The sequence below is a fragment of the Pseudomonas sp. B21-056 genome, assembly GCF_026016325.1.
In the GTDB taxonomy this organism is placed as follows: domain Bacteria; phylum Pseudomonadota; class Gammaproteobacteria; order Pseudomonadales; family Pseudomonadaceae; genus Aquipseudomonas.
The window spans coordinates 3,912,867-3,934,396 of record NZ_CP087203.1 but is presented as its reverse complement, the minus strand read 5'-3'; the positions used below and the strand labels follow the sequence as shown (position 1 = coordinate 3,934,396).

Genomic DNA, 21,530 nt, shown 5'->3' with positions numbered 1-21,530 from the left:
CCCTACTTGGTCATCTTGTTGGCCGCCAGGTCCCAGGTCGTGCCCGCCGTGCCTTCCTTGGTGCCGTCGTCTTTCTGGGCGGTGAGCTCCCACTTGATCTTGGTGAAGTTCAATGACACGGTTTCCACCGGCTTGCCACCCGTACCGCCACTGACGCTGACGTTGGACAGCACCACGTTGGTCAGGGTGTAGACGATGAAGGGCATGATCTGGCCGCTGCCTTCGGCGGCGTTGCGGCCGATGGTGATGACGGCTTGCGGGATCGGTTTGCCGGCGCAGCAATATTCGTTGAGCGACGGCGTGGAGCTGTCGATGAATTTGGTCAGGGTGAACTCACCGATGTGCGGCCGGCCGGAGGTACGCTCCGAGTTGCTGACGTCGTTGGTGACTTGCATCGCCACGTTGTGGCTGTAGGACATGACCTCGATCTTGTCCGTGAAACCCTCCAGCAGGCTGTCGCCCTTGATGTCGCCGCCGAGGTCGAGAATGATTGCATCCATTGTGTGGAACTCCAGAAGAGGACAAGTAGGTGGTACCCAATACCGCTAGAAACGAATGCCGAACCCCTGTGGCGAGGGGATTTATCCCCGCTGGGCTGCGTAGCAGCCCCTTGAACAGCCAGCTCAATCTCTCGGATAGACCGAGTTGCCGGGATTTGGGGCCGCTTCGCGCCCCAGCGGGGATAAATCCCCTCGCCACAACAAGCATCTTCGCCACAGGTTTCAGTCGTCAGGCAGCAACCGGTGGCGGCAGGGTCGCCACCAGGCGGATCGAGGCGGTCAGTTCCTCAAGCTGGAAGTGCGGTCGCAGGAACACCGTGGCCTTGTACGCCCCCGGCTTGCCGGCCACTTCCGTCACGTCCACCCGCGCCTCGCGCAACGGGTACTGCGCCTTGATCTCCTGGGGCGCGTTGTCGTTGATCAGCACGTAGTCGGCGATCCAGTTGTTGAGGTAGGTCTGCACGTTGTCGCGGGTCATGAAGCTGCCGACCTTGTCGCGCATGATCACCTTCAGGTAGTGGGCGAAACGCGAGGCCGCGAGCACGTAGGGCAACATCGCCGAGATCCGTGCGTTGGCGTTGGCCTCGTTGGTGTTGTAGACCTTGGCCCGGTTGGTGGTCTGGCCGCCGAAGAACACCGCGATGTCGCTGTTTTTCTTGTGGCACAGGGCGATGAAGCCCAGGTCGTTGAGCTCTTTCTCACGGCGGTCGGTGATCGCCACTTCGGTCGGGCACTTGAGTGACAGGTCCCCGGAGCTGGTGCGGAAGGTATGGGCCGGCAGGCCTTCCACCGCGCCGCCACCTTCGGCACCACGGATCGCCGCGCACCAGCCATATTTGGCGAAGGCTTCGGTGATGCGTTGCGACAGCGCCCAGGCGGCATTGCCCCACAGGTACTTGCTGTGGTCGGTGCCATTGACGTCTTCGACGTAGTTGATGCCTTCCACTGGCCGGGTGTCCGGGCCGTAGGGCAGGCGCAGGAGGAAGTGCGGCAGCACCAGGGACACGTAGCGCGAATCCTCGCTTTCACGGAACGAGCGCCACTTGATCAGCTCCTGGCTCTCGAAGATCTTCGACAGGTCCCGGGGCACTGCCAGTTCGGTGAAACTGGTCATGTCGAACAGGCGCGGGCTGGCGGCGGCAATGAACGGTGCGTGGGCCGCAGCAGCAACGTTGGAAAGTTTCTCCAGCAGGCCGATGTCCTGCGGATGGCGGCCGAAGGTGTAGTCGCCCACCAACAGGCTGAACGGGTGCCCGCCGAAGGTGCCGTATTCTTCCTCGTAGATTTTCTTGAAGAGTGCGCTCTGGTCGAACTCGACGGCTTTTTCCAGATCGCTCTGCAGCTCTTTCTGGGTGACGTTGAGCAGGCGCAGCTTGAGCCGGGTGCTGGTTTCGGTGTTCTGCACCAACAGGTGCAGGCCGCGCCAGGAAGCTTCGAGTTTCTGCAGGTCGGGGTGGTGCAATACTTCGTTGAGCTGGGCGCTGATCAGCCGGTCGATCTGGCTGATGCGGTCGTTGATCATCGCCACGGTGTCCTTGTCGATGGCCATGCCTTCGTCGAGGACCTGGGTGGCGAATTCGGCCAGCATGTCGCGGGCGTAATCCTGTTGGCTGTCGTCGTGGGCCATACGGCCTTCGGCGATGATCTTGTCCAGCAGGGACAGGGTCTGGGTCGTGCTCTCGCTGGCTTGAGCGCTGGATGAAGCAGGCATGGCTTTATCTCCCTTGAGTGATGAGCACGATCAGGCCTGTGGTTCGGCCGGGGCCGGATCATCGTTGGCGGCCACGGTCGGCAGCTCTTGCGGTGCGTCCTGGGGCCGGGCCGACTTGATCTCTTGCAGGCCTTCGGTGTTGACGATCACGTCGCGCAGCAACTTGTCCAGGTCATCGTTGCCGTCGAGCTTGGTCAGCAGGTCGCGCAGGCGCTGGCGGGCTTCGAACAGACGGCGCAATGGCGTGACCTGCTCCACGACCTTGACCGGGTCGAAGTCATCGATGTGGCGGAAGTTGAGTTCGATGTTGAGCTTGCTGTCGTCGCCACTGAGGGTGTTGTTCACCTGGAGCGTGGCGCGGGGGGCGATGGAGGCAAGGACCTCGTTGAAATTGTCGCGATCGATTTCCGTGAAGCGCCGCTCGTTGAGCTTGGGCAGCGGGTCCAGTGGCTTGCCCGAGAGGTCGGCCAGAATGCCGACGACCAGTGGCAATTCTTTCTTTTCGATGGCATTGCCGATTTCCACGTCGTAGGTGATCTGGACGCGGGGAGGACGGACTCTGTCGAGCTTGTGCTGGGTACTTTCTGCCATGGCGGCCGACTCCGATGCATGAGTGGAAGCAATGCATCGGGAGGCCCGCTCATCGCATTCCCTTGCTGATCCGCAGGTTGCAAATGGAGGGCAGAAAACCTGTCATTCCGTTGACGAACCTGGTGCATTCGACCGTGCAGGTCGAACTATCCAAGACGCTAGAACAGGTCTATAAAAATGCAAGCAAAAACAATTTTTGACCGCGACGAAAAGGAAGATTCATTTTGCGTGTGTTTTTTCATGGATTTTTTTTCAGCCTGGCGCTCAGCGGTTGCTCGTTCTTTGCGCCCAGCGTCGACCTGGACAGCCTGACCCTCGACGTCGCGTCCGGCGCCAACGACGACACGCCGATCGCCGTGGATTTCATCGCGGTGAACGATCCTGACCTGCTCAAGCAACTGTCGGCCATCACCGCCCGCCAGTGGTTCGCCGAGCGCGAACAGTTCCAGCGCGACTATCGTCAACTCATATCGGTGTGGGGGCTGGAGCTGGTTCCGGGACAGTTCATCGACCGCCAACCCTTCCCGCTGGAGGGCCGGCGCGCCGCTGGACTTTTGGTCTTCGCCAGCTATAACACACCCGGAGCCCACCGGCTCCGGCTGGACGATCAGCGCAACGCCTGGCTGAAGTTCGACAGCCGTGAGATGAGCCTCGTCAATGACGGCCAACTCAATGCCAGTCAGCCTTGAATGACCGCGGGCCGCCTCGTGCGGCGACACTGGGATGTCGAAGGGAGTCGTATGAGTCTGTTACCTGACGCGGTGTGCTGGCATGAGGGCATGCAACTGTTGCCCCAGCATTTTCAACTGCAAGGACTGCGCGCCGAGGCCCTCGCCGCGCATGTCGCGGCGGCCTGCAATCCCTGGTTCTGGGGTGTCAGCCAACTGGAGGTCGACCCATCGGCCCTCAGTGCCGGCCAGGTCCGGTTGCTGCAACTGCAGGGCACCTTGCCGGACGGTTTGCCGGTCAGTCTCCAGGCCGGTGTCGGGCCGACCCTGGAGCTGGACATCACCGAGGCGGTCAACAAGACCGACGATGCCACCGTCACCGTGTACCTGGCGATCAGCCCGCTCTGGCGTGCCGGGCAATTGCTGCCGCTCAAGGGACGCCTGCAATCGGTGGTCGGCGATGCGCTGCCGGACCTCACCAGCGGCGAGTTTCCCGAATCCATCACCGTCTGGCGCCCCAACCCGCGGCTGTGCACGCAACTGAGCAAGGCCGATTCGATCTGTCTGCCGCTGTTGCGCATTCGCAAGGAAGGCGGCGGTTTTCTGCGGGTGGCCTATACGCCGCCCACGCCGGTCCTGTTGCCCGAATCGGTGCTCGGTCGGCGGATTGCCGGGCTGTGTGCCCGGGCCCGGGAAAAATGCCTGTTCCTCGCCGGTCGGTTGCGCCAGGCCCAGGCGGCCGGCAACCAGGACGATGCGCTGGAGATCCGTCGGCAGATGACCGCCCTGTGGGCGCGCCTGCCGGAAGTCGAAGGCAGCCTGAACACGCGGGTGGCGACCCCCCAGGCGCTGTACGGTCTGTTGCTCGGGCTGGCCGGGGCCTGGTCGGCGCTCGATCCGCTGGCCGGCGTACCGGCGTTTGCACCCCTGGATTTCCTCGAGTTGCAACGCGGTTACGAACCGCTGCTCGACTGGCTCGACATCACCCTGGAACTGGTCCGCGCCGGTTATCGCAGCCTGGCCTTCGAGCGCAATGAGCAGGTCTTCTCCATCCAGTTGCCCGACGACCAGCCGAGCCAACGCCTGGTGATCGGCCTGCGCATGCCCAACGGCGCCAGTGAGCAAGCCGCCGCCGATTGGTTGCGCGGGGCGATCATCGCGTCCGCGCCACATGTCCCGCTGTTGAGCCGGCAGCGCATGAGCGGTCTGCCCCATCAGGCCATGAGCCGCAACGAGCAGGTGGCCTATAGCGTGGGCGACGACACCCGGTTGTTCGTGGTGGCCGCGGGCGGTCAGTGGTTCGACGGGCAACTGCCGTTGCACATCGTCGCGCCGGCGTCGACCCAGGCCAGCAGCCCGTGGCAAGTGGTGTTGTTCGTCGCGCAAGGTGAAAGTGCCTGATCGTAAAAGGGGAGTCGTATGCCTGACGGAAGTGGCGGGGCGGTTCGGGGTCTGCATGAGGCGCCGCTGAGCAGCGCGTTTCGGCAGGCCTGGCTGAAATGGTTCCAGGAATGGCAGGACTTGCCCAAGGACAACGACTCCGCGGCCCTGGTCAGCCGGGTGGTGGAATTTTCCGGACGCAGTGCCCAACGCTTGTGGCGGGTGGCGTTTGCCACCGTCGGCGACTCGGCCACCGAGCAGGTCAAGGCGCTGGTCTATGCCTTCGTCGCCCTGGTGGACGAAACCTTGCTGTTCACCCCTTGGCCCGGGCAACTGGCCTGGCAGCAGCATCCCCTTGAATCACGCATGTATTCCAGTCGCCAGGCCGGCGAACGACTGCCCTCGGCCATCAAGAAACTGCTGGACGAGCAGATGCCCGGTACCCGGGACCTGGCGAACGTCTACTTGCAATGCCTGATCCTCGGGTTCCAGGGCCGCCTGCGCGGCGAGCCCGGGCAGATCCAGCATGAGAAATGGCGCACGGCGCTGTTCACCTTCGCCTGGCAGCACGACCCGGATTATGTCGACGTCAGCCAACGCCTGGCGATGTCTGCGGCGGCGCCGCCGGTGCGTATGCCGGCGCAGACATCGCTGCCGGATGGATTGCGTCTGGGGCTGGCGATCCTGGCGATGGTGTTGCTGCTCACCGGGCTGGGGCACGTGTTCTGGCGTGACATCCGCGCGGAACTCGAGCCGGTGCTGCAATTGAACGAGTCGGTGGTCCTCCAGGAGCAAGACTCATGAGCCCCTTGAGCATCGTCGCCCTGGTGGTGCTGGCCATCGTCGTGGTGCTGCTGATCGCGGCGCTGATCTGGTGGCTGCGGACCCAGGGCGGAGCGGCGATCCGCAGTTTCTATGGGGCGGTCCGCCACATGGAGCAGGAGCAAGGCACCCGGGACCGCTACCAGATCCCCTGGCTGTTGATGCTCGGCAACGAAACCGACGGTGCCCAGTTGTGCAGCCAATGGCATTTGCAGCCGACGGACAAGGCCGCGTGGTTCGGGCGCTGGTGGTCGGATGCCGAGGGCGCGGTGCTGGTGGTGCCCCAGGCACTGTTCCTGCCCGATGAAGGCATGAACCGGCAGCGGGGCAACTGGTGGCGGCTGTTGGGGCTGATCCTGCGGTTGCGCAGCCGGCGGCCGATGGACGCGGTGATCTGGACCGTGCCGTTCGGCCGGCTCGACGACATCGAACACACCACCGAGCTGAGCCTCAAGGTCCGGCGCTGCTTCATCGACCTGCTGCAACGCTTCGGCCTCAGCCTGCCGGTGTACGTGGTGATTACCGGGATGGAAGAATTGCCCGGCTTCCAGGAACTGGTCAGCGCGCTGCCTGCCGAGGCGCGGGAATCGACACTGGGCTGGTCGTCGCCGTATTCACCCGACGCGGCCTGGCAATCGCACTGGAGCGACCAGGCGCTGGATCAGGTCAACGCCGCGCTGTCGCAGTCGATCATTGAAATCGGCGCGCTTTGCGGGCAGTTGAGCGGCGATCTGTATGGGTTGCCGGAGCGCTTCGAAGGGTTGCGGCGGGCCTTGCAGATCCTCCTCGAGCCGGTGTTCCAGGGCAACGCCCAGGGCGAGGCACCGCGTTTTCGCGGTATTTACTTCACCGCGAGCCAGGCTCCGACCGTCACCGGGGATGGTTTTGCCGCCAGCGACAAGGTCTTGCGTCAGACCGTGTTCGCCCGGCAGCTGTGGGCGCGGCGTTTCGTCGCCGAACGCGGCCTGGCCCAACCCGTGCCGCGCCTGCTGCGTCTGCGCCAGCGCTGGCATCGACTGGCCGGTGTGGTTGCGCTGGTGGTCGGGCTGGTCTGGTTGGGGGGCATGCTCTGGGTCTGGCATGACTCGGTGGAAGAGGCCGAGGCGTTGTCGCAGTTGATCCTGCGCACCCATAAGAACTACGTGGTGGTCGACCCTGACCAACCGCAACTGGAGCCGACCCGCTACAACGTGCAGGCCTACTGGAACATGCTGGAAAAAGCTCCGCGCTGGCACTTCGTCGCGGTGGTGTTTCCCACCTCGTGGTTCTCCTACGTAGACACGCAGTTGGAAGAGGGCTTGCGCCTGACCGCCCGGCATCACTGGGTCTTGCCCCTGCGTGACCTGCTCGCGTCGGACCTGGAGCAGCTCAAGGCCATCCGCAACACCGAGCGGCGCGGCAACGTGGAAAGCGAAGACCCGGCCCAATGGCAAAGCTATGTGAAGGCCAAGGACCTGGTGGAGCGCGCCGTGCGCCTCGAGCAGCAGAACCAGATGTTCAGCCAGGCGGTGAGCAACCCCAAGGCGCCGCTGGATGAGCTGGTGCTACTGAGCAATAACGCCTTGTCGCTGAGCCTCAACGCCGGCACGCTGAGCCGGACGCGGTTCTACAACCGGGTGTTGTTCGATGCAAAAAACCTGGATGCACAAGGGCAGGACTTGCAAGGGCTGGACCTGAACGCGGCGCGCACGGTGATCGGCGATAACTTCACTGGCCTGATGCAGCGTTGGCTCGATCATTACTTCCTGGCGGACAACTTCGTGCGCCAGGCCGGTTACCTCAAGCTGCACCTGCAACGCTTGGAAGCGGGCAGTGGCAATTCCCTGAGCGAACTCGAAGACCTGATGGCGCTGGTCGACGATTTACAGACTCTGGTCAACCTGACCAACGCGGCCTGGGGGCGGGGCAAGGGCCAGGACCTGGTGCCCGGTTACACCCAGATGATGGACAAGGTCAGCCACAGCACATTGCTGGGGCCGGAGCTTGCCCAGGACCTGGAGAGCCAGGCGGCGAAGCTGCAACAGAGCTTTCGCGACCAATGGATCGTCCAGACCGGTTCCCGGGACAATCTGCTGGTCCAGCAGGGCAGTGGCTTGCTGGTGTTGCAGGAGCATGTCACGGCGCTGGATGATGCAGTGAAAGCCTTGTTCAAGCGTGACTTCGTGGCGCTGGCCTTGCAGAAGGATCCCTCTGACAACACGTCCGATGCCATGGGGCAGGGCGACGGCAGCGATGATTTCAGCGTCGCCCTGAACTATTTCACCAGCTACAAGAGCTACACCAATGAGGAACTGCCGCGCATCCCGCCGGACTACCGTGACGCATTGATCCAGGCGGCTGAAGCCGCCGCGGCGCGCGCCATGTGGCTGAGCCTGGATGAAAGCGAGGAACAGTTGCCGGGCATGGGCTTCAATGTCCAGACCACCCAGGCCGTCGCCCTGCAAAAAGCCTTCATGGACGTACATCGGGCCGACCTGGCGACGCGCTTCCAGCGCCTGCTCAACCGTCGTGCCTTGGCGCAGATCCAGAGTGGCCTGGACGAAATCGACGCCCAGCCACTGTTCAGCCAGCGGGCCGATGTCCAGCGCTGGGACGGCTCGAAGAATTTCGGTTTGCAGCTCTATGGGGCCAGCGATCCGCAAGGGTTGAAACTGAGCCTGAACCAGCAGTTCGACGCCATGCTGCAGATTGCCGAGCAGCGCATGCCGGCCCTGGAGTGGCTGATCGTCCAGCAGGATGATCTGTCGGCGATGGAGCACGACCGGGTGTCGCGGTTCATGGCCATCAACGACGAGTTGCTCAAGTACAAGAGCCAGAACCCGGCCAGTTCGGCGGCGCAGCTGGAACAGTTGGTGAGCCGGGATTTCAACCAGATGGACACCGCGTCCTGCGCGCAGATCCTGCAGACTTCCAACCTGTCCGGTGGCCGCGGCGACCTCGCCCAGCGCGCCGTCAGCTTGCAACAGAGTGCCCTGCAACGCTGTCTGTACCTGCAACAGAACCAGGCGGCGACGGCCTGGAACGACGTGGCCAACTACTTCAATCAGTACCTGGCCGGGCGCTTTCCGTTTTCCCAGGACCTGCGGGCCAGCGACGCCGACCCGGCGCGGGTGCAGCGCCTGCTGGAGCTGATCGACACACGCCTGCCCCTGGCCCAGGCCGGGCTGGCGCTGAGCCAGACACCGGAGCGCCTGGCCGCCGAGGACTTTCTCAACCGGTTGAAACAGGCCGGTACCTGGTTGGGGCCACTGTTCGTGCGCGACAAGAGCGGCATTCTCGGCGTGGAAATGGACGTGCGCTGGCGCACCGACCGCAACGAAGAACGCGGCGCCGACCAGGTGATCGCCTGGGCACTGAACGCCGGCAACCAACAGATCAACTACCCCGGCGATGCCCAGCAGAACCTGCGCTGGATGGTCGGCCAGCCGGTGCGGCTGACCTTGCGCTGGGCCCGCAACGGTTACCAGCGCCCGGCCAACGACCCGTTGCAGCCGAACCTGGTGGTGCGCGACCTGGAGGCCGGTTGGGAATACCAGGGGCCGTGGTCGTTGCTGCGCCTGATGCGTTCGCTGGTGTCGGTGCAGCGTCAGCCGAATGTCGACTACACCGACTTCCCGCTGACCCTGCAACTGCCGGTAACCGGCCAGATTCCAGCCCCGAGCCCGGCCCAGGCCCAGCTCCAGGCCCGCACGACGCAGCAGACGTTGATGTTCCTGCGCCTGTCATTGATGAGCCAGGGGTCGAAGCTGCCGTTGTCGATGCCGCCACTGCCGACCCAGGCACCCCGTTCACCTTTCATGGCGACCTCGTCGAGTCCCGCCGTTGCAACCCGTGAGGAGGGCCCGTGAGCGTACCTGTTTCCCCTTTGCCCGAGCTGATCAGCCAGTTGCTCGAGCCGGTCAGCGCCGAATCACCCTGCGGCCAGGACCTGCGCTATGAGCCGGAATACGATCAACTGCGGGAGTTGCGCCGGGAGGACGACACCAGCTTGCCCACCGGCGTGTGGCAGTCCCAGATCAAGCGCGCCCAGTGGCCGGAGCTGGAAAAACTCGCCACCGCGCTGCTGCTCGAGCGCAGCAAGGACCTGATGATCAGTGCCTGGCTGGGCGAGGCCTGGTTGCACTTGAGCGGGCTGGAAGGCTTGCCCGGCAGCCTGGCGCTGGTGGCGGGCCTGTGTGAGCGCTACCCCGAGCAGTTGCACCCCCAGGCCGAAGAGGGCGACCAGTCATGGCGGGTGATTCCGCTGGAATGGCTGGCGCGGCGCTACAGTGAAGTGCTGTTGACCCGGGTGTCGCTGTTCAATGGCCGCGATTCGTCCTTCGACAGTTTTTGCCTGGATGACTGGCAACGCTTGCAGCGTCAGCAGGTGCAGGTCAATGACAGCAAGAACGCCAAGGCCTCGGCGGAAGCGGCGCGCAGCGATCAGAAGAAACTCAGCGAACTGATTCGCGGCACGCCGTTGTCGTTCTGGCTGCATCACCAGGGCAGCCTTATGTTGAGCCAGCAGCACCTGCAACGGCTCGAAGCCTGGAGCGACGCCTACCTGGGCAACCTGGCCCCGGGCTACAAATCCCTGCAGGACGTGATACAGGCCTTGCTGGCACTGGTAGAGGAGTTCATCGCGATGCATCCACAAGAACCCACCGTCGTGCCGGTGCCAACTTCACCCGCCGTCGCGTCGCCGGCTGTTCAGGCCCAGGCGGGAGCCGCGCCGGCCCAGGTTTTCCAGGAGCCGGCCAGTCGTGAAGAGGCCTACCGGCAGTTGCTGGTCATCGCCGGCTACCTGTCGCGCACCGAACCCCACAGCCCGGTGCCCTACCTGATCCGACGGGGCGTGGAGTGGGGCAACAAGCCGCTGAGCGAGTTGCTGGGGGAACTGATCAGCGCCGATGCCGAATCCCGGCGGTTGTGGACGTTGTTGGGGGTTCTCTGATTTGTGCTAGTACTGGTGAATGGCTTTTGTGGCGAGGGGATTTATCCCCGCTGGGCTGCGCAGCAGCCCCAATACAATCAACACAATCTATCTGATGCACCGAGGTGTCAGGATTTAGGGCTGCTGCGCAGCCCAGCGGGGATAAATCCCCTCGCCACAGGTTCGGTGTCAGTTCTACAACGTTGTAATCAATTCGGCTCCGGCAGCGGCACCGGCGTCAGCACCGGCTTACCGGAAAAGAACGCCGTGAGGTTCTGCCCCACCAGCTCCACCGTGGCCCGGGTCGATTCCGGCGACAGGCCGGCGACGTGGGGTGTCAGGACCACATTGGGCAGTTGCTTCAGGGCGTCGGGCACTTCCGGTTCGTGGTCGAACACGTCCAGGGCCGCCCCGGCAATGCGCCGGTGCTCCAGGGCGCTGATCAGCTCATCGGTGGCGACCACACTGGCCCGGGCGATATTCACCAGGAAACCCTTGGGACCGAGGGCATCGAGGGCCTGTTTGTTGATCAACCGGCGGGTATCGAGCCCACCGGGCGTGGCGACGATCAGGAAGTCCGAAACCCGGGCCAGCTCCGTGGGCGTGGCGCAGAAGGTGTAGGGCACATCATTGCGCACCCGCCGACTGTGGTAGCTGACGCTCATGTCGAAGCCGAGGGCCGCGCGCCTGGCAATAGCCATGCCCACCGCACCCAGGCCCAGCACGCCCAGCCGCTTGCCGGCCAGGGAAGGGCGCATGACCTTCGTCCATTCACCCCGGCGTATACAGGCGTCGGCCCGGGGGATGTCGCGCACCAGCGCCAGCAGCAGCGCCATGGCATGGTCAGCCACCGACGACGCGTTGACCCCAGCACCGTTGGTGACCACGATGCCGCGGTTACGGGCAGCCTGCAGGTCCACCTGTTCGTAGCCGGCGCCGATCACGCAAATGATCTGCAGGTTGGGCAGGGCGGCCATTTCTTCGGCCGTCAGACCCAGGGGGCCGCGGGTCAGCACTGCATTGAACCGCTCGCCATGCTCGAAAATCGCTGCCTTGCGTTCGGCTGGCGTGGGTGCCAGCTCCAGGTGATACCCCTGGCGCTCGAGGATCGGCAGGTAGTCGTTGACGGTTTCAACCAGTACCAGGACGGTTGCGGTCATGCTGGGCTCCTGTGGGCAATCGCATGGACGAATCCCTGTCGGAGCGAGCCTGCTCGCGATGACGGTGAGTCAGTCAGTTCAATGTTGGCTGACACGCCGTCATCGCGAGCAGGCTCGCTCCCACAAGTATTGTGGATTCTGTGTTTGAGTGTAGGAGCTGGGGCAAAGCGGCGATACCTTGCTCTCTGGCTTTTTTGCCGTGCACCACCGTTCCTCAGCTAAGTCTTTGCTTCTGCTCGTTAATCCCGGACAATCGCGCCCCTGTTTCGGCCAGGACGCTGCCTGTCGGGTTTTTCCGACTCGTCCCGGCCGGGTGCATATGACCGGAAAGCGGAGATCCGACCGGATGAATGATCAGGCCAATAGCGTCGAAGAGCGCTTTGAATCGACAGCCCCAGCCACCCTCAGTCAGTGGAGTCGCCAGGATACGACCTGGATGCTGGGCTTGTTTGGCACCGCCATCGGTGCCGGTACGCTGTTTCTACCGATCAACGCCGGCCTGGGTGGTTTCTGGCCCTTGCTGATCCTGGCGTTACTGGCGTTTCCGATGACTTTCTACGCGCACCGGGGCCTGACCCGTTTCGTGTTGTCCGGCCGTGATGGGGCGGACATCACCGAGGTGGTGGAGGAGCATTTCGGTATCAAGGCCGGTGCGCTGATCACCTTGCTGTATTTCTTTGCGATTTTCCCGATCCTGCTGATCTACAGCGTGGCGCTGACCAACACCGTGGGCAGTTTCCTCGAGCATCAATTGCATATCCAGCCGCCTTCCCGCGCGGTGCTGTCCCTGGTGCTGATCCTGGGGCTGCTGGCGGTGGTGCGCTGTGGCGAGCAGGCGATCGTCAAGGCGATGAGCCTGATGGTCTACCCGTTCATCGTCGCGCTGCTGTTCCTGGCGGTGTTTCTGGTTCCGCACTGGAGCGGCGGCATCCTGACCACCGCGTCCACGCCGCCGGCCCCTTCGGCGCTGCTGCATACCCTGTGGCTGGCGATTCCGGTGATGGTGTTCTCGTTCAACCACTCGCCGATCATCTCGGCGTTCGCGGTGGACCAGAAACGCCGCTACGGCGATGGCGCGCAGGAGCGCAGCGCGCAGATCCTGTCCCGCGCCCATGTGTTGATGGTGGTGATGGTGCTGTTCTTCGTGTTCAGTTGCGTGCTGACCCTGTCGCCGGCGCAATTGGCCGAAGCGAAGGCGCAGAACCTGTCGATCCTGTCGTACCTGGCCAACCATTTCAGCAACCCGACCATCGCCTTTGCGGCGCCGTTGATTGCCTTCGTGGCGATCTCCAAGTCATTCCTGGGGCACTACATCGGCGCCAGTGAAGGCCTCAAGGGCCTGATCGTAAAAAGCGGCCATCGCCCGGCGGCCAAGACCCTGGACCGCCTGACGGCGGTGTTCATGCTGGTGGTGTGCTGGATCGTCGCCACGCTCAACCCAAGCATCCTCGGCATGATCGAAACCCTCGGCGGCCCGGTGATCGCGGCCATCCTGTTCCTGATGCCGATGTACGCCATCCGCAAAGTCCCGGCCATGGCCCGCTATCGCGGCCAGGCGTCGAATGTCTTTGTGGTATCGGTGGGGCTGGTGGCGATTACCGCGCTGGTCTATTCCCTGGCAGCCTGAGACACAAATCCCCCGGTGGGAGCGAGCTTGCTCGCGATAGCGGTATGTCAGTTGAGATGGATGTGGCTGACCCGACGCCATCGCGAGCAGGCTCGCTCCCACATTTGAAATGCGATCCCCTGTGGGAGCGAGCCTGCTCGCGATAGCGGCGGCCCGGCTTGCATCAAAAGCCCAGGCATAAAAAAACGCCGCCCCTCGCAAGAAGGGCGGCGTTTTCAGTCGAGCGTCGAAGCCTTAGGCTTGAACGACCGGGATGTTGGCGTTTGCAGCCGCTTCACGGAACTCGGCGATCTGGTCGAAGCTCAGGTAGCGGTACACGTCCGCTGCCATGCTGTCGATCTTGCCGGCGTATTCCATGTACTCCTCGACGGTCGGCAGGCGACCCAGGATCGATGCAACGGATGCCAGTTCGGCCGAAGCCAGGTAGACATTCGCGCCGTCGCCCAGACGGTTCGGGAAGTTACGGGTCGACGTCGACACCACGGTGCTGTTCGGCTCGACGCGTGCCTGGTTACCCATGCACAGCGAGCAGCCTGGCATTTCCATGCGCGCGCCGGCCTTGCCGTAGATGCCGTAGTAGCCTTCTTCGGTCAGTTGGTGAGCGTCCATCTTGGTCGGCGGCGACAGCCACAGACGGGTTGGCAGCTGACCCTTGACCTGATCCAGCAGCTTGCCGGCTGCGCGGAAGTGACCGATGTTGGTCATGCACGAACCGATGAACACTTCGTCGATCTTCTCGCCAGCCACGCTGGAGAGCAGACGGGCGTCGTCCGGGTCGTTCGGCGCGCAGAGCACCGGCTCGCTGATGTTGGCCAGGTCGATTTCGATGACTTCGGCGTATTCGGCGTCGGCATCGGCTTCCATCAGCTCAGGGTTGGCGACCCAGGCTTCCATCGCTTGGGCGCGACGTTCCAGGGTACGGGCATCGCCGTAGCCTTCGCCGATCATCCAGCGCAGCAGGGTGATGTTGGACTGCAGGTACTCGGTGATCGACTCTTTCGACAGCTTGATGGTGCAACCGGCAGCCGAACGTTCGGCCGAGGCGTCGGACAGCTCGAAAGCCTGTTCCAGCGTCAGGCCTTCCAGGCCTTCGATTTCCAGGATGCGGCCGGAGAAGGCGTTTTTCTTGCCTTTCTTCTCGACAGTCAGCAGACCGTTCTGGATGGCGAAGTAAGGAATGGCATGAACCAGGTCACGCAGGGTGATGCCAGGTTTCATCTTGCCTTTGAAGCGCACCAGGATCGATTCCGGCATGTCCAGCGGCATGACGCCGGTGGCAGCGGCGAACGCCACCAGGCCGGAACCGGCCGGGAACGAGATGCCCATCGGGAAACGGGTGTGGGAGTCACCACCGGTACCGACGGTGTCCGGCAGCAGCATGCGGTTCAGCCACGAGTGGATGATGCCGTCGCCCGGACGCAGGGAAACGCCGCCACGGGTCATGATGAAGTCAGGCAGGGTGTGGTGGGTGGTCACGTCGATCGGCTTTGGATACGCCGCGGTGTGGCAGAACGACTGCATCACCAGGTCAGCGGAGAAGCCCAGGCACGCCAGGTCTTTCAGCTCGTCACGGGTCATGGGACCTGTGGTGTCCTGGGAACCCACGGTGGTCATCTTCGGTTCGCAGTAGGTGCCAGGACGCACACCGGCTACGCCGCACGCCTTGCCGACCATCTTCTGCGCCAGGGTGAAACCCTTGGTGCTTTCGGCAGGGGCTTCAGGCTTCTTGAACAGGTCGAACGGCGGCAGGCCCAGCTCGGCACGCGCCTTTTCGGTCAGGCCGCGGCCGATGATCAGCGGGATACGGCCGCCGGCACGGACTTCGTCCAGCAGGACCGGGGTCTTCATTTCGAAGGTGGTGAGGACTTCGTCGGTACCGTGCTTGCAGACTTTGCCAGCGTGCGGGTACAGGTCGATCACGTCGCCCATGTTCATGTTCGACACATCGAATTCGATCGGCAGGGCGCCGGCGTCTTCCATGGTGTTGTAGAAAATCGGGGCGATCTTGCTGCCGAAGCAGAAACCACCGGCACGCTTGTTCGGTACGTACGGGATGTCGTCGCCGAAGAACCACAGCACCGAGTTGGTGGCGGATTTACGCGAGGAACCGGTACCGACCACGTCACCGACGTAGGCAACCGGGAAACCGCCGTTGCGCATTTCTTCGATCTGCTTCATCGGGCCGGTCTTGCCTTGCTCGTCCGGAACGATGCCGTCACGGGCCATTTTCAGCATGGCCAGGGCGTGCAGCGGGATGTCAGGGCGCGACCAGGCGTCCGGGGCAGGGGACAGGTCGTCGGTGTTGGTTTCGCCGGTGACCTTGAACACCCGCAGGCTGATCTTGTCGGCCAGCACCGGACGCTTCTTGAACCACTCGCCGTCGGCCCAGGATTGCAGCACGGCCTTGGCGTGGACGTTGCCGTTCTTGGCTTTTTCAGCCACGTCGTGGAAGGCATCGAACATCAGCAGGGTGTGCTTGAGTTCTTCGGCGGCCACTGGCGCCAGCTCGGCGTTGTCCAGCAGTTCCACCAGGGTCACGATGTTGTAGCCGCCCTGCATGGTGCCGAGCAGTTCAACGGCGCGCTTCTTGTCCAGCAGAGGGGATTGGACTTCGCCCTTGGCCAGGGCGGAGAGGAAACCGGCCTTGACGTAGGCGGCTTCGTCGACTCCCGGTGGAACGCGATTGGTGATCAGGTCAACGAGGAAAGCTTCTTCGCCAGCCGGGGGATTCTTCAGCAGCTCGACCAGGCCTGCGGTTTGTTCGGCGTTGAGCGGCTGGGGAACGATACCCAGTGCTGCACGCTCTTCGATATGTTTGCGGTAGGCTTCAAGCACAGTATTACCCTCATCAGTGGTCCCAAATGGGTGTCCGGGACGCTCATCCAGAAACCCGCGGTACTCATGCGCGTCGGGGGCTTTTTGAGCCACCACGCCAGGGTTTCCGGGGTTCCTCACAGAAGCTGCTTTCAAAGTTTTACGCCTGCAGAACGGGGAGCTGATGAGGGTTGGCGTTGGGCTTTCCCCGCTGGAAAGACCCTTCGCCAACACCGTTCTGAAGGAACGACTGTGCTCGTGACGCTTTGAAAACAGCTTCTAACGGACATTGGCGCCTTAAAAGGCTGGCTGATTCTACGGGAAAAAAAAATTAAAGGTAAGTTGGGCGGGGAAGTTTGAGGGGTGATCAATCTTAGACAAAGGGCTAACATGCCGGCCTGTCCTGCTTTTGCGTGTGCGTTCCGTTATGCCCAACCAGCTCATCAAGACCCCCTGTGTCGGCCTTTGCTCCACTGTCTACGGTGACCTGGTGTGCCGTGGCTGCAAGCGCTTCCACCATGAGGTGATTCACTGGAACGGCTACAACGAGGACGAGAAGCGCGCGGTGTGGATGCGCCTGGAGCAACTGCTGGTGCAGGTCATGGTGGCGAAACTCGAAGTGTTCGACCCAGGCCTGCTGCGCGAGCAACTGGTCGCGCGCCAGATCCGCTTCGTGGCGCACCAGTCGGAATATTGCTGGGCCTATCAGTTGATCGCACGGGGTGCCAGGGTGATCAACAACCTGGAAGCCTACGGCATGGTGCTGCTGCCGGAGTTTCGCGACTGGGAACTGCCGGACCTGCGCGATGCCATTGATCGGGAATTTTTCCTGCTGTCCGAAGCCCATTACCAGCGCTACATCGCGCCGGGGTTCCTGAAGGATGCGATGGGGCGGTGACAGCGGACTCTTTTGTGACAAGGTGATTTATTGTGGCGAGGGGATTTAGCGAAACGTCGCACCGCCCCGCTGGGTTGCGAAGCAACCCCCATTAAACTGACTCCATCTGGCTGATACTCCGCAGTGGCTGATCCAGGGGCTGCTTCGCACCCCAGCGGGGCGGTGCGACGTTTCGCTAAATCCCCTCGCCACAAGGGTAGTGTTCCCACAAGGGGGGCTTTCAGTTTTTCACCGCCAGCTCCACCAGATGATCCTCAACCTCCTGCGGCTTGAGCACCAGCACATCGCTTTCCAGGGCATCGAGCACCGCTTCGGCGGTATTGCCGATCAGCACCCCTGACAACCCCGTGCGGGCCACCGTGCCGATCACGGTCACCGCCGCTTGCAGTTTGTGCGCCATGAACGGGATCAAGACGTCCGCCGGGCCTTCCTCGATGTGCAGGTGCTGGTCGTCGATGTCGAACTCCGCCTGGAACGAGCGGCATTGCTCGCGATAGCGGGCCTCGATGGTTTCCTTGAGCTGGAACGTCGGATCGGCCGCCGAGAGCATCGGCGAAGGGTGGGCGCTGATGACGTGCAGGTGGGCCTTGGCGAGGCTGGCGATGTCATAGCCGTGGTCGATGATGGTGTTGTGCAAGTGCCGGTGCTCACCGTCGGCATTGCCCACGTCGACGGCGGCCAGGATCACCTTGTCCCGCCAGGAACCTGCGGTTTTCACCAGCAACACCGGAGTCGGGCAATGGCGCAGCAGTTTCCAGTCCATTGGCGTCAGCAGGGCTTTCTTGAGCGGGCTGTCCGGAAAGTGCTGCTTGACCACCAGCCCGCAGCCTTCGGCTTGCTGCACGTCGATAATGGTTTCGTAGAGGCTTTCGTTCCACGCCTGTTCAGTGGTCACGCTGTAGCCATCCGCCAGCAGCGCGGCCTTCAACACGCCGAGCATGCCGGCATGGTCGTGCTTCTTGTCGCACACCAGCAGATGCAGGTGGGCCTGGGTCACACCGGCGATCAACTTGGCGCGCTTGAGCGCCAGGCTTTCCGAGTGTTCGGGTTCGATGACCACCAGGATGCTGCGAATGGCTTGCATGATCGGCGTCTCCAACGATGAAAAGGCGTGGCGTTGCTCAACTATAGTTGTTGTCGGGCAGTCTAGTTGCTGTGAAGCAGGCGTCGACTTGATGCCTATCAACGGCGGTGACTGGTGGTCTGGGGGCAGGCCGGTATAATCGGCGCCCTTCGCTCGACTACCTTTTGCCCGTGAGCCCCATGATCCTTCCCGAAATCCACGAATTCCTTGGCTGCCGCACCCCCGATGGCTGGGTCCAGGCCGCGCTGGCCGATCAGGAAACGTTGCTGATCGACCACAAGAACTGCGAGTTCAAGGCCGCCAGCACCGCCCTGAGCCTGATCGCCAAGTACCATTCCCATGTCGATCTGATCAACATGATGTCGCGCCTGGCCCGGGAAGAACTGGTGCACCACGAGCAAGTCATGCGCCTGATGAAAAAGCGCAAGGTCGGTTTGCGCCAGCTCTCCGCCGGGCGCTACGCCTCGGGCCTGCGCAAGGTGGTGCGCAGCCACGAACCGGTCAAACTGGTGGATACCCTGGTGGTCGGTGCATTCATCGAAGCCCGCAGTTGCGAGCGTTTCGAGGCGTTGGTGCCGCATCTGGACGAAGAACTGGGCAAATTCTATTTCGGCCTGCTGAAAAGCGAGGCCCGGCATTTCCAGGGTTATCTGAAACTGGCTTACCAGTATGGTGATGCCAAGGACATCGCCCAGGTGATTGACAAGGTGCGTGAGGCCGAGCGGGCGTTGATTGAATCGCCGGATGTGGAGTTTCGTTTTCACAGTGGGGTGCCGGCGCTTTAGTCCTGCGTCGTTTGTACTGACGCCATCGCGAGCAGGCTCGCTCCCACATTGAAACGCATTCCCCCTGTGGGAGCGAGCCCGCTCGCGATGGGGCCTTAAGCTGTCAACCCCAACCGCTCATGCCACTGGGCAATGGATTCCTCCGGATAAACCTCGAACCGCTGGTCGCCCGGATGCGCCTCGACTTCCACCCACGGGGCCTTGGAACCGAGCATCAGGTGGGTGTGCTCCGGCGGTACCGGCAGCGGCGTGTCGATGGCCGAGGCGAAAGGGTGGATCAGTTCCGGCCATTCAGGGCTGAACAGCCACAGCCCCGAACCGCAAAGAGCGCAGAAATGCCGTTCGGCACTGCTGCGGTGGGCGCGTTTATCGCCTTCGTTCTTGAGTCGCGCATGATAGATCGAGATGTGCCGGCGACCGCGCACCTTGAGGCTGCGGGCGTCGCCTCCGAGGTTGATCGCAAAACCGCCGCCGCCCTGGGTCTTGCGACAGATCGAGCAGTAGCAGCGCTGATAAGGGTAGGGGTGGGCACAGGTCAGGCTGAATGACACCTCGCCGCAATGGCAGGAACCTTCGAGCTGCATGGGAGCCTCCGATTGGATTGGGATGAACCGGGATAGCGTAGACGGTCAGTGTTTCGACAGGCTTGACGCCATCGCGAGCAGGCTCGCTCCCACATTGAAATGCGTTCCCCTGTGGGAGCGCGCCTGCTCGCGATGAACGATTACGCGGTCCCACGGCCAGGCACCGGCACCCGCCACAAGTACCATGCTGCCACCGTCCGATAGGGGCTCCAGGCCAGGCCGATGTCGATCATCTGCTTGCGACCGGGTTGTCGTTCGAGGCCCTTCAGGCGCCGATAGCCCTCGCGCACGCCAAAGTCGTCGACTGGCAGGATGTCCGGCCGCTCCAGGCTGTAGATCAGCAGCATCTCCACGGTCCAGCGACCGATGCCGCGCAGGGTGACCAGGCGCTCGATCAAGGCTTCGTCGTCCATGGCCAGCGCCGTCGGGTAGTCCGGCACCACGCCGTCCAGGGCCGCCTGGGCGATACCCTGGATGGTCGCGATCTTGCTCGCGGAAAATCCGCAACCGCGCAACTGCTCGAAGCCTGTCGCCAGAATCTGCTCCGGCCTGGGAAACGTCTGCGTCGGGAACAACGCCAGCAGCCGACCGAAGATCGCATCGCCGGCCTTGGCGTGCAGTTGCTGGTAGGCAATGGCCCGCACCAGGACTTCGTAGGGATCACGGGCCGGCCGGGGTTGCAGCAGGCAGGGGCCGGTCGTTTCGACATGACGCCGCCAACCGTCATCGAGGTTGGCAAGAAAAACGCTGGCGTCGTGGTACGGCACGGGCATCGGGTAAGTGTCCTCGGGCTGATCAGAACGCCAGGGGCAGGGAAACCTGCACCGCCGCTTTTTCCAGCCGCAGCAGAAAGGCCTTGCGCGGCTGCCCACCACCATAGCCGGTCAAGGAGCCGTCCGCACCGATCACCCGATGGCAGGGGACAACGATGGCCAGGCGATTCTGCCCGTTGGCCAGCCCCACGGCGCGGCTGGCGCCAGGGCTGCCGAGTACGGCGGCGATGGCGCCGTAGCTGCGAGTCTCGCCATAGGGGATTTTCTGCAGCTCGGCCCAGACCCGGATGGCGAATGGGCTGCCGGGCATGTGCAGCGGGACATTGAAGGTGGTGAGGTGGCCGGCGAAATAGTCCGCCAGTTCGGCTTCGATCTGCTGCAAGTGCGCGTTATGCCCCGGCGCGACGGTGTAGCCATAGCGGTGTTGCAGCTCCTCGATTTCCCGGGTCAGGGCCGGGCGGTCGAGAAACTCCAGCAGCACCAGTCCGCGTCGTTCGGCCATGGCCAGCATTGGCCCCAATGGCGTGGTCAGGCGCGTGAACAGCAGCGGCTCGCTTTGGGCGGCACGGCCGGGCGTGATGTGGAAAGACTTCACGAAAGCATCACGAAACCCGCTCAGGGATTCGTAGCCCGAATCGAACGCCGCGTTGTCGATGGAGTTGCCTTCCTTGATGCCCCCCAGGGCGATGCCCAGGCGTCGGGTGCGCAGGTAGGCGTGAAAGGTCATGCCGAAATGTTGCTTGAACCAGCGCCGCAGATTCAGCGGTTCGATGCCTTGTTCCAGTAGCAGGGCGTCGGTCCAGCGCAGGTCGGGTTCGGCATCTACCGCCTTGAGCAGCGCCTGGATCCAGTCCGGTGCGATGGCGGCGGCATCCAGGGGCTTGCAGCGCAGGCACGCCCGGTAGCCGGCCGACATGGCTTCGTCGGCGTGGGCGAAGAACTCCACGTTCTCTGGTTTGGGTTTGCGCGCCGTGCAGGCGGGGCGACAGAAAATGCCGGTGGTCTTGACCGCAGTGAAGAACACCCCCTCGTAGGCGGTGTCTCGCTCGAGCATGGCGCGGACCATTTCGGCGTGGGGTGGGAGCAGCGAGTCTTGTCTGTTCATGGGGCTGAGCATAGAACTGCCCCCGGTCCAGCTCCACCGAAAAATCGACAGTGAATTTTCTGTCGTTGGTCGGGGAGCCGCGAACAAAAATTGAACCTTTGAGTCTTAGAGGTTCA

General features: G+C 63.1%; 17 protein-coding genes. 8 read left to right on the top strand and 9 right to left on the bottom strand.

Going from position 1 to position 21,530, the window contains the following annotated elements:
- Nucleotides 1–2: 2 nt before the first annotated feature.
- The 3 genes from LOY67_RS16435 to tssB form a co-directional block, all read right to left on the bottom strand.
- Nucleotides 3–500, bottom strand: a complete 498-nt coding sequence (locus LOY67_RS16435) for an Hcp family type VI secretion system effector (protein ID WP_265063493.1) — start codon at nucleotides 498–500, stop codon at nucleotides 3–5.
- A gap of 229 nt (nucleotides 501–729) precedes the next feature.
- A complete protein-coding gene (gene tssC / locus LOY67_RS16430) occupies nucleotides 730–2,211 on the bottom strand; it encodes a type VI secretion system contractile sheath large subunit (protein ID WP_265063492.1) in 1,482 nt (493 codons plus the stop codon).
- A gap of 30 nt (nucleotides 2,212–2,241) precedes the next feature.
- Nucleotides 2,242–2,802: a type VI secretion system contractile sheath small subunit gene (tssB, locus tag LOY67_RS16425; RefSeq protein WP_041024202.1), complete on the bottom strand. Its 561-nt coding sequence runs from the start codon at nucleotides 2,800–2,802 to the stop codon at nucleotides 2,242–2,244.
- 224 nt (nucleotides 2,803–3,026) lie between these two features.
- Between tssB and LOY67_RS16420 the strand changes: the two genes are divergently transcribed.
- From LOY67_RS16420 to tssA, 5 genes are read left to right on the top strand one after another with little or no spacing between them, the layout of a single operon-like run.
- Nucleotides 3,027–3,491, top strand: coding sequence for a type VI secretion protein (locus tag LOY67_RS16420; protein ID WP_265063491.1), 465 nt, complete (start codon nucleotides 3,027–3,029; stop codon nucleotides 3,489–3,491).
- Between the two features lie 51 nt (nucleotides 3,492–3,542).
- The gene (tssK, locus tag LOY67_RS16415) at nucleotides 3,543–4,871 is read left to right on the top strand and encodes a type VI secretion system baseplate subunit TssK (RefSeq protein ID WP_265063490.1); all 1,329 of its coding nucleotides are present in this window, start codon (nucleotides 3,543–3,545) and stop codon (nucleotides 4,869–4,871) included.
- A gap of 18 nt (nucleotides 4,872–4,889) precedes the next feature.
- Entirely contained in the window at nucleotides 4,890–5,654 is a 765-nt protein-coding gene (locus tag LOY67_RS16410) for a DotU family type IV/VI secretion system protein (RefSeq protein ID WP_265063489.1), read from the top strand.
- The gene (locus LOY67_RS16405; protein ID WP_265063488.1) at nucleotides 5,651–9,520 is read left to right on the top strand and encodes a type VI secretion system protein; all 3,870 of its coding nucleotides are present in this window, start codon (nucleotides 5,651–5,653) and stop codon (nucleotides 9,518–9,520) included. Before LOY67_RS16410 ends, LOY67_RS16405 begins: the two co-directional genes overlap by 4 nt.
- Nucleotides 9,517–10,605 carry a type VI secretion system protein TssA gene (gene tssA / locus LOY67_RS16400; protein WP_265063487.1) on the top strand — a complete coding sequence of 363 codons (1,089 nt, stop codon included), beginning with the start codon at nucleotides 9,517–9,519 and terminating at the stop codon, nucleotides 10,603–10,605. Before LOY67_RS16405 ends, tssA begins: the two co-directional genes overlap by 4 nt.
- Nucleotides 10,606–10,793: 188 nt before the next feature.
- Here the strand turns inward: tssA and LOY67_RS16395 are convergent, their stop codons facing one another.
- The gene (locus tag LOY67_RS16395; protein WP_265063486.1) at nucleotides 10,794–11,744 is read right to left on the bottom strand and encodes a 2-hydroxyacid dehydrogenase; all 951 of its coding nucleotides are present in this window, start codon (nucleotides 11,742–11,744) and stop codon (nucleotides 10,794–10,796) included.
- 346 nt (nucleotides 11,745–12,090) lie between these two features.
- Between LOY67_RS16395 and LOY67_RS16390 the strand changes: the two genes are divergently transcribed.
- A complete protein-coding gene (locus LOY67_RS16390; RefSeq protein WP_265063485.1) occupies nucleotides 12,091–13,371 on the top strand; it encodes a serine/threonine transporter in 1,281 nt (426 codons plus the stop codon).
- A gap of 234 nt (nucleotides 13,372–13,605) precedes the next feature.
- Here LOY67_RS16390 and acnB read toward each other — a convergent pair whose 3' ends face one another.
- Complete coding sequence (gene acnB / locus LOY67_RS16385) at nucleotides 13,606–16,206, bottom strand: bifunctional aconitate hydratase 2/2-methylisocitrate dehydratase (protein ID WP_265063484.1); 2,601 nt, start codon at nucleotides 16,204–16,206, stop codon at nucleotides 13,606–13,608.
- Nucleotides 16,207–16,612: 406 nt separating this feature from the next.
- On the opposite strand from acnB, the gene LOY67_RS16380 reads away from it, so the two are divergent.
- The gene (locus LOY67_RS16380; protein ID WP_024777015.1) at nucleotides 16,613–17,083 is read left to right on the top strand and encodes a DUF1289 domain-containing protein; all 471 of its coding nucleotides are present in this window, start codon (nucleotides 16,613–16,615) and stop codon (nucleotides 17,081–17,083) included.
- 220 nt (nucleotides 17,084–17,303) lie between these two features.
- Here the strand turns inward: LOY67_RS16380 and LOY67_RS16375 are convergent, their stop codons facing one another.
- The gene (locus LOY67_RS16375; RefSeq protein ID WP_265063483.1) at nucleotides 17,304–18,167 is read right to left on the bottom strand and encodes a universal stress protein; all 864 of its coding nucleotides are present in this window, start codon (nucleotides 18,165–18,167) and stop codon (nucleotides 17,304–17,306) included.
- A gap of 179 nt (nucleotides 18,168–18,346) precedes the next feature.
- On the opposite strand from LOY67_RS16375, the gene LOY67_RS16370 reads away from it, so the two are divergent.
- Nucleotides 18,347–18,952 carry a tRNA-(ms[2]io[6]A)-hydroxylase gene (locus LOY67_RS16370; protein ID WP_265063482.1) on the top strand — a complete coding sequence of 202 codons (606 nt, stop codon included), beginning with the start codon at nucleotides 18,347–18,349 and terminating at the stop codon, nucleotides 18,950–18,952.
- 95 nt (nucleotides 18,953–19,047) lie between these two features.
- On the opposite strand, the gene LOY67_RS16365 is transcribed toward LOY67_RS16370, so the two are convergent.
- From LOY67_RS16365 to LOY67_RS28340, 3 genes are all read right to left on the bottom strand, one after another.
- A complete protein-coding gene (locus LOY67_RS16365) occupies nucleotides 19,048–19,536 on the bottom strand; it encodes a GFA family protein (RefSeq protein WP_265063481.1) in 489 nt (162 codons plus the stop codon).
- A 140-nt stretch (nucleotides 19,537–19,676) separates the two neighbouring features.
- Nucleotides 19,677–20,309 carry a DNA-3-methyladenine glycosylase family protein gene (locus LOY67_RS16360; RefSeq protein WP_265063480.1) on the bottom strand — a complete coding sequence of 211 codons (633 nt, stop codon included), beginning with the start codon at nucleotides 20,307–20,309 and terminating at the stop codon, nucleotides 19,677–19,679.
- Between the two features lie 22 nt (nucleotides 20,310–20,331).
- Nucleotides 20,332–21,414: a bifunctional transcriptional activator/DNA repair enzyme AdaA gene (locus LOY67_RS28340; protein WP_320109990.1), complete on the bottom strand. Its 1,083-nt coding sequence runs from the start codon at nucleotides 21,412–21,414 to the stop codon at nucleotides 20,332–20,334.
- Nucleotides 21,415–21,530: the final 116 nt, after the last annotated feature.

What these genes read in the sequence shown, in the direction of transcription:
- LOY67_RS16375 (WP_265063483.1), bottom strand. Translation starts at nt 18,167, where the DNA reads ATGCAAGCCATTCGCAGCATCCTGGTGGTCATCGAACCCGAACACTCG.
- LOY67_RS16395 (WP_265063486.1), bottom strand. Translation starts at nt 11,744, where the DNA reads ATGACCGCAACCGTCCTGGTACTGGTTGAAACCGTCAACGACTACCTG.
- LOY67_RS16405 (WP_265063488.1), top strand. Translation starts at nt 5,651, where the DNA reads ATGAGCCCCTTGAGCATCGTCGCCCTGGTGGTGCTGGCCATCGTCGTG.
- tssC (WP_265063492.1), bottom strand. Translation starts at nt 2,211, where the DNA reads ATGCCTGCTTCATCCAGCGCTCAAGCCAGCGAGAGCACGACCCAGACC.
- LOY67_RS16380 (WP_024777015.1), top strand. Translation starts at nt 16,613, where the DNA reads ATGCCCAACCAGCTCATCAAGACCCCCTGTGTCGGCCTTTGCTCCACT.
- LOY67_RS16360 (WP_265063480.1), bottom strand. Translation starts at nt 20,309, where the DNA reads ATGCCCGTGCCGTACCACGACGCCAGCGTTTTTCTTGCCAACCTCGAT.
- LOY67_RS16435 (WP_265063493.1), bottom strand. Translation starts at nt 500, where the DNA reads ATGGATGCAATCATTCTCGACCTCGGCGGCGACATCAAGGGCGACAGC.
- LOY67_RS16370 (WP_265063482.1), top strand. Translation starts at nt 18,347, where the DNA reads ATGATCCTTCCCGAAATCCACGAATTCCTTGGCTGCCGCACCCCCGAT.
- LOY67_RS16390 (WP_265063485.1), top strand. Translation starts at nt 12,091, where the DNA reads ATGAATGATCAGGCCAATAGCGTCGAAGAGCGCTTTGAATCGACAGCC.
- tssK (WP_265063490.1), top strand. Translation starts at nt 3,543, where the DNA reads ATGAGTCTGTTACCTGACGCGGTGTGCTGGCATGAGGGCATGCAACTG.
- LOY67_RS16410 (WP_265063489.1), top strand. Translation starts at nt 4,890, where the DNA reads ATGCCTGACGGAAGTGGCGGGGCGGTTCGGGGTCTGCATGAGGCGCCG.
- LOY67_RS16365 (WP_265063481.1), bottom strand. Translation starts at nt 19,536, where the DNA reads ATGCAGCTCGAAGGTTCCTGCCATTGCGGCGAGGTGTCATTCAGCCTG.
- LOY67_RS28340 (WP_320109990.1), bottom strand. Translation starts at nt 21,414, where the DNA reads ATGAACAGACAAGACTCGCTGCTCCCACCCCACGCCGAAATGGTCCGC.
- tssB (WP_041024202.1), bottom strand. Translation starts at nt 2,802, where the DNA reads ATGGCAGAAAGTACCCAGCACAAGCTCGACAGAGTCCGTCCTCCCCGC.